Annotated in this window: 18 protein-coding genes and 1 pseudogene; 6 read left to right on the top strand and 13 right to left on the bottom strand. The window is 62.8% G+C overall.

Annotated elements, in window-relative coordinates; all coding sequences use genetic code 11:
- Entirely contained in the window at positions 1-864 is an 864-nt protein-coding gene (locus NKH93_RS17445) for a substrate-binding domain-containing protein (protein ID WP_352971117.1), read from the bottom strand.
- A complete protein-coding gene (locus NKH93_RS17440; RefSeq protein WP_352971158.1) occupies positions 845-2638 on the bottom strand; it encodes a methanol/ethanol family PQQ-dependent dehydrogenase in 1794 nt (597 codons plus the stop codon). The genes NKH93_RS17445 and NKH93_RS17440 overlap by 20 nt, the downstream gene beginning before the upstream one ends.
- Positions 2639-2967: 329 nt before the next feature.
- Here NKH93_RS17440 and NKH93_RS17435 point away from each other — a divergent pair, with 329 nt between their 5' ends.
- The 4 genes from NKH93_RS17435 (at position 2968) to NKH93_RS17420 (ending at position 5286) form a co-directional block, all read left to right on the top strand.
- The gene (locus NKH93_RS17435; protein ID WP_502896456.1) at positions 2968-3798 is read left to right on the top strand and encodes an SIR2 family NAD-dependent protein deacylase; all 831 of its coding nucleotides are present in this window, start codon (positions 2968-2970) and stop codon (positions 3796-3798) included.
- A gap of 84 nt (positions 3799-3882) precedes the next feature.
- On the top strand, positions 3883-4068 hold the full coding sequence (locus NKH93_RS17430; protein ID WP_352971112.1) for a hypothetical protein: 186 nt from the start codon (positions 3883-3885) through the stop codon (positions 4066-4068).
- 4 nt (positions 4069-4072) lie between these two features.
- Complete coding sequence (locus NKH93_RS17425) at positions 4073-4708, top strand: LysE family translocator (protein ID WP_352971110.1); 636 nt, start codon at positions 4073-4075, stop codon at positions 4706-4708.
- Between the two features lie 80 nt (positions 4709-4788).
- Positions 4789-5286, top strand: coding sequence for a hypothetical protein (locus NKH93_RS17420; protein WP_352971107.1), 498 nt, complete (start codon positions 4789-4791; stop codon positions 5284-5286).
- Here the strand turns inward: NKH93_RS17420 and NKH93_RS17415 are convergent.
- The 3 genes from NKH93_RS17415 to NKH93_RS17405 all read right to left on the bottom strand — a co-directional run bounded on the left by NKH93_RS17415 (position 5274) and on the right by NKH93_RS17405 (position 6324).
- Entirely contained in the window at positions 5274-5621 is a 348-nt protein-coding gene (locus tag NKH93_RS17415; RefSeq protein WP_352818916.1) for a DUF982 domain-containing protein, read from the bottom strand. The two genes, NKH93_RS17420 and NKH93_RS17415, sit on opposite strands and share 13 nt — an antisense overlap.
- Positions 5622-5654: 33 nt before the next feature.
- Positions 5655-6002, bottom strand: a complete 348-nt coding sequence (locus NKH93_RS17410) for a DUF982 domain-containing protein (RefSeq protein WP_352818920.1) — start codon at positions 6000-6002, stop codon at positions 5655-5657.
- Between the two features lie 118 nt (positions 6003-6120).
- Entirely contained in the window at positions 6121-6324 is a 204-nt protein-coding gene (locus NKH93_RS17405) for a hypothetical protein (RefSeq protein ID WP_292657608.1), read from the bottom strand.
- 317 nt (positions 6325-6641) lie between these two features.
- On the opposite strand from NKH93_RS17405, the gene NKH93_RS17400 reads away from it, so the two are divergent.
- Together NKH93_RS17400 and NKH93_RS17395 are read left to right on the top strand one after the other, a co-directional pair.
- Positions 6642-7205: a sigma-70 family RNA polymerase sigma factor gene (locus NKH93_RS17400; RefSeq protein WP_352488584.1), complete on the top strand. Its 564-nt coding sequence runs from the start codon at positions 6642-6644 to the stop codon at positions 7203-7205.
- A 50-nt stretch (positions 7206-7255) separates the two neighbouring features.
- A complete protein-coding gene (locus tag NKH93_RS17395) occupies positions 7256-7384 on the top strand; it encodes a hypothetical protein (protein WP_352502174.1) in 129 nt (42 codons plus the stop codon).
- A gap of 188 nt (positions 7385-7572) precedes the next feature.
- Here NKH93_RS17395 and NKH93_RS17390 read toward each other — a convergent pair whose 3' ends face one another.
- The 8 genes and pseudogenes from NKH93_RS17390 to NKH93_RS17355 all read right to left on the bottom strand — a co-directional run bounded on the left by NKH93_RS17390 (position 7573) and on the right by NKH93_RS17355 (position 14452).
- The gene (locus NKH93_RS17390; RefSeq protein ID WP_023676213.1) at positions 7573-7791 is read right to left on the bottom strand and encodes a hypothetical protein; all 219 of its coding nucleotides are present in this window, start codon (positions 7789-7791) and stop codon (positions 7573-7575) included.
- Between the two features lie 225 nt (positions 7792-8016).
- Positions 8017-8718, bottom strand: a pseudogene (locus tag NKH93_RS17385) (class I SAM-dependent methyltransferase); the annotation flags it as partial.
- Positions 8719-8777: 59 nt separating this feature from the next.
- Positions 8778-9767, bottom strand: a complete 990-nt coding sequence (locus NKH93_RS17380; RefSeq protein ID WP_352971105.1) for a GNAT family N-acetyltransferase — start codon at positions 9765-9767, stop codon at positions 8778-8780.
- 7 nt (positions 9768-9774) lie between these two features.
- Positions 9775-10839 carry a glycosyltransferase gene (locus NKH93_RS17375; protein ID WP_352971102.1) on the bottom strand — a complete coding sequence of 355 codons (1065 nt, stop codon included), beginning with the start codon at positions 10837-10839 and terminating at the stop codon, positions 9775-9777.
- Positions 10840-10859: 20 nt separating this feature from the next.
- Positions 10860-11792 carry a glycoside hydrolase 5 family protein gene (locus tag NKH93_RS17370; RefSeq protein WP_352502177.1) on the bottom strand — a complete coding sequence of 311 codons (933 nt, stop codon included), beginning with the start codon at positions 11790-11792 and terminating at the stop codon, positions 10860-10862.
- Positions 11785-12546 carry a TIGR04290 family methyltransferase gene (locus NKH93_RS17365; protein ID WP_352472873.1) on the bottom strand — a complete coding sequence of 254 codons (762 nt, stop codon included), beginning with the start codon at positions 12544-12546 and terminating at the stop codon, positions 11785-11787. Before NKH93_RS17365 ends, NKH93_RS17370 begins: the two co-directional genes overlap by 8 nt.
- A gap of 2 nt (positions 12547-12548) precedes the next feature.
- Positions 12549-13349 (bottom strand): nucleotidyltransferase family protein, encoded by an 801-nt coding sequence (locus NKH93_RS17360; RefSeq protein ID WP_352971099.1) that lies wholly within the window; start codon positions 13347-13349, stop codon positions 12549-12551.
- Positions 13349-14452 carry a CgeB family protein gene (locus NKH93_RS17355; RefSeq protein ID WP_352971097.1) on the bottom strand — a complete coding sequence of 368 codons (1104 nt, stop codon included), beginning with the start codon at positions 14450-14452 and terminating at the stop codon, positions 13349-13351. Before NKH93_RS17355 ends, NKH93_RS17360 begins: the two co-directional genes overlap by 1 nt.
- Between the last annotated feature and the right edge of the window lie 2 nt (positions 14453-14454).

Here is a 14454-nt window from a genome sequence, read left to right as displayed (position 1 = left end):
TCAAGGCGCTCCGACAGGATCGAGGCGGGGCACCTGGTAGGTCGCCAGGATCGCGTCGATCTCGGCGCGGTGTCTGGTCAGGGCGGCGTTCACCTCGTTGCGCAGCGTATCGTCGCCACGGCGCACGCCCATCGAGATGTCGTAGATCATCGGCAGTTGCGGGCCGTCCACGCGCGGCGAAACCGGCGTGATCCGCAGCGCCACCTTCTGCCTGGATGCAAAGTAGCCGGCCAACGGCCCCCAGACGACGGCCATATCGATGTCGCCATTCGCGACCGCCTCAATGATGCGCGCTGGCGGGTTCGGCGCCGAATAGTCCCCATAGACGGGGAAACCGATGAGATGGCCGACGATGTCACGACGGCCAAGCGCCTGGACGGGGGGCGAGTTGGCGCCATCGTCGCCGATCAGCTGGACGCCGATGTGCAGATCGCGCAGGCGAGGATCGTTGAAGGACGTGATTTCCGGCGCATCCTTGCGTGTCACGAACACATAGGAAGACCGGTAGTAGGGCGCGGTCGTGCGCAGCATCTCGAGATTGGCGGGCGTGCCGGGCACCAGATCGCACAAGCCGGCTTTCAGCGTGTTGCGGACGAAGCCGCGCCGCTGTGCCCACCACGTGTAGGAAACAGTCGCGCCAAGCTCCGTCGCGACGAGTTCGGCGATCTTGTTTTCAAAGCCCTGCCTGGCGGCATTGGAGAACGGCATGTTGTTGGGATCGGCGCAGATCCTCAATTCGCGCGCATCGGCAACGGCGGCGACGAGCGAGAGCGCCAGTGCGCCGACCGCGGCGCCAAACCGCCGGGAAGATTTTCTCCGTGCGCGCGCAACTCGGCCGGTCGTCTCAAGGGAGCCGGAACACATACAGCGTACCTCCCGGCGTGGTTACATCCTTCAGATCCTTCATGACGTTGACAAAGCCGAGCGCGGCGGTGGCGTCGCGCGGATCGAGATCGCCGGATACGATCGCACCGGCCCAGCCGCCGACGCCCGAAAGAACCGCAACATATTGGTGCCCGTCCGGGCCGCGATAGGTGATCGGCTGGCCGATGATGCCGGACGAAGTCTTGAACTGCCACAGCAGTTCGCCGGTCCTGGCGCTGACCGCCTTGAACCAGCCTTCCATAGTGCCATAGAACACGACGTTGCCGGCGGTGGCGACGGCGCCGCTCCACACCGGAAAGTTCTCCTTCAGGCTCCACGCCGGCTTGGCGGCGGCGACATCCCAGGCGGTGAAAGCACCGCGATTGCCGCCCGGCCCGGGGATCATGCGCACGTTCATGCCGACATAGGGCGTGCCGGCGATGTAATTCACCTCGACGCCTTCTTCGTCCATGCAGAGATTGTTGTGCGGGATGTAGAGCAGACCGGTCTTGGGCGAGAATGCCGAAGGCTGCCAGTCCTTGAGGCCCGATGCGGTCGGGCAGATGTCGCGCACAACCTTGCCGGTGCCGGTCTTCTTGTCCGGATTTACAATCAGCCGGCCGGTCTTGAGGTCGACGCCCGTGCTGGAATTGACGGGCCCGAAGGGGACTGCCGACAGGACCTCGCCTGTGGTGCGATCCAACAGATAGACGTAGCCGTTGCGTTCCGGTCGGACCAGCACCTTGCGGGGCTTGCCCTGCCAGGACATGTCGAGCAGCACCTGTTCGTTGATGCCGTCGTAGTCGTGCAAATCGTGCGGGGTCCATTGATAGAACCATTTGGCTGCGCCGGTGTCGGGATCGCGGGCAAAGATTCCGGCGGTCCATTTGTTGTCGCCGGGCCGCAGATCCGGATTCCACGGACCGGGATTTCCGGTGCCATGGAATATCAGGTTTAGGTCCGGGTCATAGGAGATCCAGCCCCACACATTGCCGCCGCCGATCTTCCAGGCGTCGGGCGGCCACGACGTCACGCCGAGATCCTTGCCCTTGTCCATGTCGTAATGCGGCTTGAAATCGGGGCCGATCAGCACCTCGGCGTCCGGGCCGGTATTGTAGGCCGTCCAGACGACGTGCCCGTCACCGGCGTCGAGCGCCTTGATCCAGCCGCGTACGCCCATTTCGCCGCCGGAATTGCCGACCAGTACCTTCCCCTTCACCACCAGCGGCGCCATGGTGATGGTCTCGCCGATATTGATGTTGCCGATATGAGTGTTCCAGACCGGTTTGCCGGTGGCCGCATCGACGGCGATCGTGTGGCCATCGAGCGTGTTGAAATAGATGCGCCCTTCGAAGAAGGCTGCACCGCGGTTGACCACGTCGCAACAGGCAACTCCCTGCGCGGCGGGCTCGGGGTTGGGCTCGAATTTCCACTTCATCGGCGCGCCGGGCTTGGTAAGGTCAAGCGCATAGAGGATGTTGGGAAACGGTGTCACGATGTACATCGCGTTGCCGACGACGAGGGGCGCGGCCTCCTGGCCCTTGTTGACGCCGGTCGAGAAGGTGAAGGCCACCTGCAGGTTCTTGACATTGTCCTCGGTGATCTCCGCAAGTTCGCTGTAGCGGGTCGAGGCGTAGTTCTTTGCCGGCATCGCCCATTGGCCGTCGTCGGGCGGAGCAGCTGCGGCCGGCGGATTTATCGCAAAGCTTGACGTTGACTGAGCAACCGCCGCGGTAGTCAGCGCGAAGCCTGCCAGCAGCGTCCATCCCAGCATCGCAGCCAATGGCCTCTTTCCCCTTTTGCCAGGCACCCTATTTTTCGCCGCCACCAGTCGCGCTTGCCTCATTGGCTGTCGAGTTTGCCAACATTGGCGCAGAGCTCCATTAGCTGCCGCTGCGCCGTGTTTGTTGAACACTCTCCAACGCGTGAGCGGCGCAGAAGTGCCAAATGCAACGAAATAAATGTCGGATTCGGTTGGCCAAAGTCGGCGGCCGGGGGCTTGGGACAGCCGATCCGAATGTTAGCGCTCAAGTCGGAAGTAAATCTATTCCCGGTGGTCCGGGTTCGGCTGGAACGGAGCGGCGCTTTTCGCAGTTGTGTCGAATGCTGTCTGCAGTCGAGCAACTGGCTCAATCGGTAAAAGAGCGGCGAGCGATCTTGTTCGTTGGAGCCGGGGTGTCGATGAGCGTCGGCTTGCCGTCCTGGCAAAAGCTCATCGAACACATGCAAAAAGAGCTCGGTCTGGACGAGGATACGATCGGTGCGCCGGAGGCCAGCTATCAGGCGCTTGCCGAATACTACCGGCTCAAGCAGGGGAGCCTCGGCCCTTTGCGCAGTTGGATGGATCGTGAGTGGAGCGTCTCGCGGGAAGAAGTGCAGCGGTCGGCAATCCACAAGCTCATCGTATCGCTCGATTTTCCGATCATCTACACGACAAACTACGACCGAAATCTCGAAGTTGCCTTCGAGATCCATAGCCGGCCCTTTGTGAAAGTGGCCAATGCGAAGGATTTGCCCAAGGCCACTGGCGAGGTGACGCAGATCATCAAATTCCACGGCGATTTCGACGACGACAAATCTTTGGTCCTGGCGGAGACCGACTATTTCGACCGGCTTTCGTTCGATTCGCCGCTCGACGTGAAATTTCGGGCCGACGCGCTGGGGCGCACCATCCTGTTCATCGGCTACAGCATGTCCGACATGAACATCCGTCTGCTGCTGCACCGGCTTTGGCAGACCTGGCGCCGCTCCGGCTATGACAAGAATCGCCCGAAATCCTTCATCTTCATGTCGCAGCCGAGCATCGTCCAGGAGGCTGTCCTCGGCCGCTGGGGCATCGATATGCTGACCGAAGAGGCCGACGAACCTGAGGACGCGCTGCTCGCGTTCCTGAACGAACTCAAGGATAGGGTGGGCCGGCCCGACGGCGCCTGAAAAGCCTGCGCAGCGACGAAGCAGTGGGGAACCGGTTGGCCCAATGTGAGTTGGGGAGGCTAAGTCTCACGGGATCAAGCCTGTATGAGCGGAGGCAAACACAAGCGCAGAGTGCATGCCAAAGAGGGCCTGTCGGCCGAGCAGGCCTATGAGGTCATTTTCTTTGCCCGCAGGTGCGGCCTGACCAGGGACGAGGCGCTCAAGATGATGCGAGATGCCGGTCGGTTGAAGGACGGCGCGAAGGCCTCCTACGAAACCGGGGCGAAGTAGCGGCATGGATCCTGCCTCGTGGGCGGCCTTTCTCGGGACGGTCATTCTGATGCAGATGCCGCCGGGGCCTGACAGTCTGCTGGTGATGGCGCGTGGCATCGGGCAGGGCCGTGACGTTGCCCTGTTCACCGTCCTGGGAATGACCATCGGCGCCGGCATGGTCCAGTTGCCACTCCTTGCCCTCGGCATATCGTCGCTGCTCCAGGCATCGCCCCTTGCCTTTGCCATGCTTCGATGGATGGGCGCAGCCTATCTCGTTTGGCTTGGATCGCGTCTGGTGCTGCAGCCGTCGGCCGGCGTCGCCGTCGAGGAGCCCCGCAGTGTCGGGCCGCTTGTGGCCGCACGCGAAGGAATGATCGCCAATCTGATAAATCCCTGGCCGATAACCTTCATGGTGGCATTCCTTCCACAGTTCGTCGATCCCGCGCGCGGATCGGTCACACTGCAATTGCTGCTGCTCGGCGGCAGCCAAAAAATAACCGGTGTGCTCGTGCTGGGCACATATGCGCTCGCTTCCGGTACGCTCGGGGCCTGGATCATGAGACGACCGAAGGTAAGGCTCTGGCAGCAGCGCGTGGCAGGCTGCTTCGTCGTCTGTCTCGGTATCCGCATGGCAGTCGGTGGTGGCGCGCACCGCTGAGGATCGAGCGATGCAGCGGCCGCCGATGGAACATCCGCCGACAATTTTCGTTGACATGCTCCACAGGCGAGAGGTCGAGCATGTCGAAGTTCCAAGCCGCTACCCCGGAGCGTTTGCAGCAGCTCAGGCTCGAGGCGACAGCGCACTTTGCGCCACTCATACTGCGCGAGGCGCTGGTGCGTCTCTGCCGAGCGTGTGGAAGCGAGAGCCTCGAACGGTTCGAGAAGACCATGGTTGACCAAATCGAGGCATCGCGTGACGAAAAGGCCGATTTCGACACAATGAAGGAATTTGCCATCGAACAGCTCTATGGCTGGATTCGAGAAGTCAGGTCTTCACCGGACATGACACAGCCGCTGGAGAATGTAGACATCCGAAGGACCCCTGGCCGCTCGGAAGAGCCGCAAACGCTGGAAGACCAGTTGCAGGCGGGTCTGGAGGATTCTTTCCCGGCAAGCGACCCACCGGCTGTTGTGTCCACCGCGATTCCCGGCGGATCGAAGAAGCTGGTCGGAACCGACGAGGTCCTCAGGCAGCAGCGGGAGAAAAAGGCCGAGAACGCCAATCATTCGCGATAAACCAAGCTTTGGACGGAACTGCCGGGAAGCAGCGTGCACCCGCTGTCCGACATGAAGGCTGTCAGGCCACGCGCGTCATGCGGCTCGCCTTCGGCAAGAATGTTCGCCTCCCAAGCGGCGTCGACAAATGCTTGCCGCGCTTTGGCGGCCGTAATTTCACCGGTCCGGGCGCGATTCAATACATCAGCGGCCGCCTGCGCCAGCGGAGCATTGCGCGCCGGCCATTTCTCGCTTTTCAGGCAATGTACTGCTTCGAAAACGGAACTGACCAATCGCGATCGCCCAGGCTTGCCGAAATAGATGCAAACAGGGGTATCGAACTCTGTTCTCAGCACCGTATTCCTCCCGGTTCAACCAAGGTGGTCGCTTCAAGCAAGCTGGGCGTCTTCAGGGTCTACACGGCCGTCCGATGGGCGTTTCAGCCAAGCGTCGTGGGCCTTCGCAGCTGTTGTGGGGCGTGCTGGTGTTTCGGCTGCGATATCGTAGGCCAGAATGCCCGCCTTGCGGGCGAATGTATCGAACGCCGCGCGCACCGCCTCGACGTCGACCTCGTCAGCCAGCCCGGCGCGACAGGCGTCGAACGCCGCCTTGTGCGCCGGACCGCGGCTCGGCCATTCGTTTAAGACGTCATAGGCCTGCCAGATATTCTCGACATGGCGAGGGAAACCAAGGCCGACGAGAATTGGAACGGGGCGGCCAAACGATTTTTTTGTCATCTGTGTCTCCGCGAAAGAGCCTGTCGCATCAACGTCCGGGGCGGACACGAGGCTCATGCTCTTTAACGCGGGATTGCTGCACGGGTTGCAGCAGGTTTGTTCGATCGTGCGCAGCCGGTCACTTGTTGGTCCGCATCTTTTGCCGGGGATTGATACCGCCTTGCGGCGTGGTGTCGTTCTCGACATCGCCTTCGAACGTATTGTTGCCCTGATCGAGCCGGTCGCCCTCCTTGATCGTGCCCCTGGAACTGCCGATGCCGGGATCGTTGGCAAGATCGCTATCGGCCGGCGTTTTGCCTTTGGCGTGCTTGTTTCCTGTCATGGACTCCTCCTGTTTCTTGAGGTGGCGGGCCGCCCTTGAGGTCGCAGCCAAGGCTCGCTGCGAGATCGCATTTCGACGCGCCAAATGTCGGCGCCCGAATTTGTCGGACGACCTTGATTTTGAACTCCGCGATCCCGATGGTTGTTCCGTCAAAAATATCGCCGTCGGCCGGGATTGCTCAGCCAAGTCCTCTCCGGTTTCTGGAGCCGAGTGCTTTCGCCAACCGGAACGATCTTTCGCCCAATGCATTTAACTGGTCTGCGCTCACGAACTCATTCTGGACGGGAGCTGGACCATTGCCACCTGCAGCCTACGCCTTGGCGACTCGCGAAACCGAAGAAGTTTCCATCGTCGACCTCATACCCGCTTTGAGGGCTTTCGCCCGCACCTTCTGCCGCACCCCCGATGATGCCGACGACCTGGTCCAGGAGACGCTGACCAAGGGCTTGGCCAACATTGACAAGTTCGAAGCTGGAACGCGCATGAAGTCATGGCTCTTCACGATCATGCGCAACACCTACTACACGCGTGTCAGGGCCGCGGTGAGGGAAGCGCCCGGCCTGCTCGACTGCGCTTCGCTGCGGCCGATCTCGGAAGCGACGCAGGAATGGTCCGTACAGGGCAAGGAGGTCCACCAGGCCATCCAGAGCCTTCCTGAGCACCAGCGCGAGGTTCTGATGTTGATAGGCGTTCTGGGCGTCAGCTATGAGGAAACGGCCGAAATATGCGGTTGCGCGGTGGGAACCGTGAAGAGCCGGCTCAACAGGGCACGCGCCGGCGTGCTGGAATACCTTGGCGAAAGTTCCTCGCAAACCCTGATGGAAAGGCGCAGCTATCTGTCCGAAGGACAACTGGACTTCGAAGCCGAGAGGCGCCGCTAATACACGTCACGTTAGTTGCTGGTCTCGCGCAAGCGCCTTTCGACAAGCGCATGCTGCAACTCGATCGCAAGTTTGGTCAGCCGGTCAGGAACCCTTTCCTGTTCGATGGCCGCAAGCAAGGAAGCGATTTCCCGGTCTATCGTCAGATCGGCACGCGTGCTGACAGAATCTTCCCTTGAGCGAGACATCGCGTTCTCTTGGCAAATGTTGGTCCCTTCACCTCACTCTGGTGGCAACAGTGCGAGTTTGCAAGAATTTGCAGGCCATCCATGCGACCGGCTTCGGTCCTTGCACAGCTTCGTCAGCGGTTGGCCTCTCGCTGCGTTTCAATTGCTCGCCGGCTGCAAGCCATATGCCGCCGCAACGATCAGTCTTCAGGCCGCCGATCCGCCGAATGATCCTGGTACTGCTCGGACTTGACCCGATTGCCGTCGAGCCCACGCTCCTTGGTGTGCTGCTTCTTGTCTCTGTTGGACAGAACGGCGTTCTCTCCGATCTTGTCCTTGGGAAGATCGGTCATCGCGCCAGCGCCAGCGCCTTTGCCGTGACTGCCGCGACCGATGTGTTTCTTGCTTCCGGACGCCATCTTGTCCTCCTTCATACCGTCGAATAGCGGCTTTTCCCGTTCGGCATCCGAACCATCGTTGGGCCGCAATGTTCCGCCGGAAATGGTAAGCAGGAAGGCATCGCCGTCCCAGTGCCGGAACGGCTTTTCGCCGTCGACGAGGACTTGCATGCCATTTGCGTTGGCGAAGTTATGGACATCGGCGCGATCCAGCGCCGGCGAGCCCCGATATGAATAATTCAAAAGCGCGGCCATCCCCGGCCTCTTCAGCACGCGCGCGATTTCCACGAAATGTCGCTCCGCAAGGCCGGCCAGCACCAGATAGGGAAAGCTGTCGACGGCCAGCACGCGGTCGAAGCTGGCATCGCAAAAATCGGCAAGATCGAAACCGCGCGCAGGGCGAAATTCTACATTGCCGAGCCCGGCGCATCGCCGGCGGGCGATCGAGATCATCGCTGGGGATATATCGCTGCCGACGATCCGGTGCGACAGAGCGGAGAGCGCCTGTTCGAACCGACCGATACCACAGCCGATATCCAGTATGTCGCGGTCAGTGCCGGTAAAGCCTCGCCTCTCAAGCCATGCAACGATCTCAGCCGTAGCGGCGGAGAGCTTTTCCTCATTGCCCAGCGATGACAGCTGGACGCTCGCCGCCGGGGAGATCGCCGCCGCCGCGTCAAACCCGGCCGCCAGCCGCTTGACGACCGCATCGTCGGTCTCGTCCTCCCCACGCTCGTGCCGAACGGCACCACCTGTTTTGCGCAGCGTGGCGAAGATCTCGGGCCTGCGCTGCAGCAGGTCGGCAATCCGTTGTAGTTTTGCCGTCTTTCGCGAATCGGCCGAATGTGTGGTTTGTGCAATCTTCGCCAGTTCTGCGGCTTCGATTCCTGTCTCGAAACGGAGAGCCAGCCTGGCGATGACGGCTTCGACGCCGGCACCGTCTGCCATGCAGTCCTCCAGCACCCGCCTTGCTGATGTCGACCGCCGAGATCCTGGCTGCGTCGCGCTCATCGCCCTTTGCTCCGCGTCCAGATCTTGCGCATCGTCCACCGGTCGACGGCGCCCCAGCTGTACTTGTAGGCCTCTTGTCCGCGCAGAAAATCGAACTCTTCCGCGCCTTCGCAGATCGCCTGCCTTATCGCCTGGCCGATGAGCAGCGCGCCAGGACTTTCCTCGGCATAGGCCGGATCGAAGCCACCGAGGTAAGCGCAAGCGCGGCCACGATGATGGAACCCGTAATAGGCGCCCACGATCGCGTTACCGATCGTGATGAGCCAGCATCGGGCAAGCACCTGTGCGACCAGCTGCGGCAGCGCCTGACGGTGGAATGCTTCAACGCGGGAATCGGACAGAACGCCGTCGCCGTGTCCGGCCCAGCGCGCGCGGTGAAGGCGGATCAGGTGGTCGATGAATGTCTGCGGATCGGACAAAGCGGGTTCGATGGAGACACTGCCGCGTCTCGACGCGGCCCTGTGGGCGCGCCGCAATTGGCGCCTCCGCCGTGCCGGAACGCAGCCTTGAAGCGTCTGGTCGCCGGCGAGGGCGAGCACCGGGCAAGCGGCGTGACCGACGGGTTGGCACGATTCGAGCGCGGCATGCCTGATGGCAAGGCCGGCGCCGCCGGGAGGCAGATCCTGCAAGATCCACTGTGACCAGCCGACGGAAAGAACGGCGCCACCGATGACTGCGCCGACCGGTTCGGCCATCTCGGGAAGACAAAGGACATCCAGATAGTCGCTCAACGAAATGCCGAGCGGAAGCAATCGCGCGCCGGCGTCGTGGCGTTCCAGATAGAGTGGCGCCAGGCCGACCAGATCGTCGCCACGCCAGACGGCGACCGTCGCCAGCTCGCCGGGAGCAAATGTCCGCCACCATGGCAGCAACCATGCGGGAGACTGGAACGGCGTCGCCGAGGGACTGCGCGACCAGAGTTCCCACCAGTGCGGCTCGAGGGCTTCGAGGTCCGCCGGATCGTCGATGATCTGACTGCGGAGCATGTCCTGCTCACCTCGCCGTCGCGAGCTGCCCGCTGTCTGTGCCGAGCCGTGCCAGCGCCCGATAGGCGTCCATGTAGGAGGAAACCATGCGGTCGAGTGAAAAGCGCCGCCGCGCCTCGGCTCGGCAGGTCTCGGGGTCCAGGCTGGGTGCGGCAGCGATGGCTTCGGCCATCTCGTCGACATCCCCGACCAGATACCCGGTCTTGCCGTGCTCGACCACATCCGGCAGTGCGCCATTCGGGAAGGCCACCACGGGGGTGCCGCAGGCGAGCGCCTCCATTGCGACGAGCGAACTGGTCTCCGCGGCAAGGCTCGGGATGACTAGGCAGCGGGCTGTATTCAGCAGGCGCCGCTTGGCGACAAAGCCGAGCGGACCAAGGAAGCGGCGCCGGTCGTCCAGCCGGCGTTCGACCTCGTCGCGAAAATACGCTGTGTGCGTTTCATAGGGGTAGACCTTGCCACCGATGACCAGCGGCACGCTGGCCTTCTTGGCTGCGTCGAGCGCCAGATGGATGCCCTTTTCCGGGCAGACGCGGCTGAGCACGAGCGCAAAGTCGTGTTTGGCCTGCGGCTCGCTCAGCGCGTCGACGTCCACTCCGTTGGGAATCGGCCCAATCAGCCTGGCTCCCGGCGGTGCGGTTCTTTGCTGAGCCGCCGATACCGCATGCAGCCACAGATCCTCCCGCGCCGGATTGAGGGCGTCGGCCGGATACCAGTCGAGCGGCAAATGCAGGGTCACCAATGTCGGCCCGTCGCCCGGCAGATAGGCATCGAAATCGATACCGTGCAAATGGACCACGTCGATTCGCCAGCGAGCCCGTGCGGCAGCAATTGCGGCGCAATGAGCACGCTGCGCCCGGCGCTTGGCCGCTTCATCGAGCACGCCCGGTTCGGCCGGCGTCTCGATGAGGACACCCGCAGCGCTCGAGCCCTGGCAGCCGATCACGATCGAGCGGTGTCCGGCCTGTACGAGCGCCTGGTCGAGCATCGACAGCACCTGCTCGGCACCACCGACCGCATCCGGCCCGACCGGGGCGAGGGGATAGGCGACGTTGAGGACGGTGAGCGTCATGGCTGGAGAGCCGAAGCTCCTCACGCTGCGGAGGCGCGCAGCCTGCCGAACGAAGGGGCAGCGATGCTGCCGGCATATCGGCGCGTCATTGCCGCGCAGAAGTCGGCGAATTCCTCCGGCACCAGCGGCGGACTGCTGTGGTGCGGCATCATTCCGCGGTGTTCCGGCGTGAAGCAGAAAGTAACTGTCACGTCGAAGTCGGCCAAAGCTTCCATCTGCCGGTCGAACCAGTCAAGTGCGTTCGGCCTGAAGCTGTCGGCCCAGGAAAGCCCGGTGCGCAGATTGGTGACGCCGAGGCGCTTCATCCAGGCAACGGCGTCGTCCAGCCGGTGATCTTCGAAATGGAACCACTGCACCAGTCCCATTGCCGGCGTGTGGTGCAGGAACTCCTCGAGCGCGGGCTTTGGCGTGCCGTCCTGGCGGAGCAGGCCCATGTAGAAATGGCGGTAGTAAGACGAGCCTTCCGCCTCGCGATGGCGCGTCGTCGCTTCCCACTCGCGCGGCAGGTCGTAGAGGCTGTACCATTGGATGCGCGGTGCGTTGCCGATCAGCAATTCCGCGGTCCGGCGCAGGCCCCAGACCTGTACCTCCTCGGCGCCGAAGGTCGACACGCCGACCTCGCTGACCCATACCGGAAGATCGGTGACAGCCGAAATCTCGCCGATCTTCTGCGGCCATTCGTGGATCTGCCAGAGGTTCCAGTCGAGCGGAAAGCCGTGCACGGCGACTGCGTCGACATGATCGAGCACGCCGAATTCCTTCATCCGTGTCATGAAGCCGGCATCGATCGGCGAGATGCCGCCAAGGACCTTGGTCAAGGCGGGATTCTCCAACGCGATCGCGTCGGCGGCCAGGATTGCCGTAGCGGCGAAGCGGCTCCAGTCGGGGTCGAGCTCGGGATCCCAGTGGGATTTGTTGTTGGGCTCGTTCCAGATCATCGCGGCTTCAATCATTTGTCGGTCCTTTCGACGGGTAGACGGCGCCGCCGCCGGCCGGCACGTCCCCGGTGCGGCAGAAATAGACCTCCTGCTCCGGTTGCAGCACGATCTCGAAGCCGGCGCTGCGCAGCATGGCTTCGGTGCAGGCGCGATTGGGAATCCACCAGTTGGTCGGGTCGTCGGCATAGCGATGCTCGATGAAATGCAGCTTTGGGAACTCCGGCCGGTCGAACAGGTCGTGGGTCCAGAAATGATAATTCTGCTCGAGCGCCGGCACGTTGGTGCTGCCGCGCTGCATCGACTGGAAGATCATCAGGTCCCGGGCGACGTGCTCCCGGATCAGATCGAGTGCGAGCAAGGGATGGCGCAAATGGTAGAGCACGCCCATGAACAGCACGATGTCGAACCGCTCATGCAGGGCGCCAACGTCGTAGACCGAGAGCTGCCGGAATTCGATGTCGCAGTCTGCTACCTCGGCGGCAAAGCGCGCCTGCGCCAGGTAAGCCTCATCGAAATCGATGCCAAGCACGCGGCCGGCGCCGCGGCGTTTCATCTCGATCGAATAGAAACCCGCATTGCAGCCTATGTCGAGCACCGCCTTGCCGGAAAGATCGGCGGGAATGGCGTCGGCGAATTTGCGCCATTTGATCAGCGGATAGTTGCCAAGGAAATGGTCGGGAGCGGTTTCGATGCCGGCCAGTTCCATATTGTGGAACCATGGGCCGAGCGCATCGATACGGCGGCGGATTTCGGCATCGGAATGCAGCATGGCTAGCCTCTTTCGCCTGCGAGGACAGGGACGTGCTGGTGGCCGGGCAGCGTAATGTCGACTTGATCGTCCCTGGTACCGGCGGCGCTTTCAAGCAGGCGAAGTGCGGTGCGGTAGCCGTTGAAGGTGCCGACGTCGACATAGGCAGTGCCAGCCTTGATGCCACAGGCATCACCTCCGGCGGCGAGATAGGCATTGACCAGCGTGCCGATATATTCGTCGCACCGGTCCCGTTCCCGCCACAGCGCGGCGAGCTGGTGAAGGGTGCGGCCGGGCATCTTGAACGCACCCCAGATCCAGTTCGATTGGGCATTCTGCTGCTTGACCTGGATTTGCTTCACCCGGCCGTCCTGGTCGACAACGACGGCATCGAAGAACTCCGGCTGGTCCACCGGAAACAGCAGGAAGGACAGGCCGTCGTCCGGGAGGGCCAGGAAGCCGTCTTCGGGAAACCAGATCGTATCGGGCAACCCGACCAGAACGGTCTCATCGGCTGTGACGAGCGGTGCGGCACGGAAGATGGCGTCGCAAAGGCCGACCGGAGAGGGCTGCACCACAAACAGCGCAGTCGCGTCGGCATAACCGGCAGAATAATATTCGAGGATATCCGACTTACCCGAGCCGATGACGAAGCAGATCTTGTCGGCCCCCGCGCGCACCATGCGGCGCACCAGGTATTCGCTGACCGCGCAAGGCCGCTCGGTGTTGCCGTCGATGCGGCTGCCGACCGGCAGAAGCTCCTTCGAAAAGCCGAGCGGCTGGATGCGGCTTCCCCGTCCGGCTGCGGGCACGATGCCCAACATCAAACTGCCTCCTTCAACGGCTCGCCATGCGTGGAGCCGTGCAGTGCATCGGACAGGATGCGGTCGAATTCCTTCGCGCGCCGCGCCGAGGTGTGTTCGTCCAGCACCCGCTCGCGTGCTCGGCGGCGGATAGCGTCAAGCTCGGCGTCGGACAGGTCGAGCGCGGCGACCACGTCGTCGGTGCTGTTCGCCACGACGATCTCTTCGCCGGGCCGGAAAAAGGCCTCCAGTCCCGGCCATGTGTCGCTCACCATCGCGGCACCGCAAGCGGCGGCTTCGAACAGCCGGCCGGAAGGACACCAGCCCCTTTCGGCCATCGCCTCGCGGGTCACGTTCAGAGTCAGCCGTGATGATGAAAAGAAGGCGGGGTGGTCGGCCGGCGGCAGATGCCGGACGAAGAAAATATTGTCGCTCCACGGGAATTCCTGCGGATATTGTGCGCCGCCAATGATGAAACGGCGCTCCGGCAGGCGCGCAGCCGGACTGACCAGCAGCCTCTCGACCCCGGCCTGGCGGTCTGCCGCATAGGTCCCGAGATAGGAAAGGTCGCCGGCAAACTCCGGCCTGGGCGGGGCGGGCCGGTGTCGCTCTGGATCGACATGGCCGTAGAGCGGCATGACGTGGCGCGCACCCAGCATCGACCTCAATGCGTCGATCGCGGTTCCTCCCGTGTAGCTCAGCACGAGATCGAAATCGCGAAGCCCTTCCGGCCCGAAATAGGCCGGAGGCTCACCTTGTTCGATCCGCGCCAGCGTCACCGGCGTGTCCAGATCGTAGAACACCTTCAGTCCGCGGCAGGCCTGATGGGCAAGGCGCGACGCGCTCACGGCATCGGGGCAATAGGAGGTGACGATGACGACATCGGCCTCACTCATCGCCTGCTCGGCAACGCTCTGGATGTCCTGCCAGTCCGGATAAAGGACAATGCTGCCGCCATCCAACTGATCGAGGTCGCGCGTCCCGGCATAATAGGGAGTGTTGCGTTCGAAGAAGGTGATGGACCAGCCCAGCCCGGCCATCGCCCGGATCAATCCGCGCCACAGCGTGGCGTGCCCATTGCCCCACGACGATGTCACGGTAAGACCGAAAATAGCCATGCGCATCC

The organism is Mesorhizobium sp. M0954 (genome assembly GCF_040319155.1).
Taxonomy (GTDB): Bacteria; Pseudomonadota; Alphaproteobacteria; order Rhizobiales; family Rhizobiaceae; genus Mesorhizobium.
The sequence above is the reverse complement of the archived record's forward strand: the minus strand, read 5'-3'. Positions and strand labels throughout refer to the sequence as shown.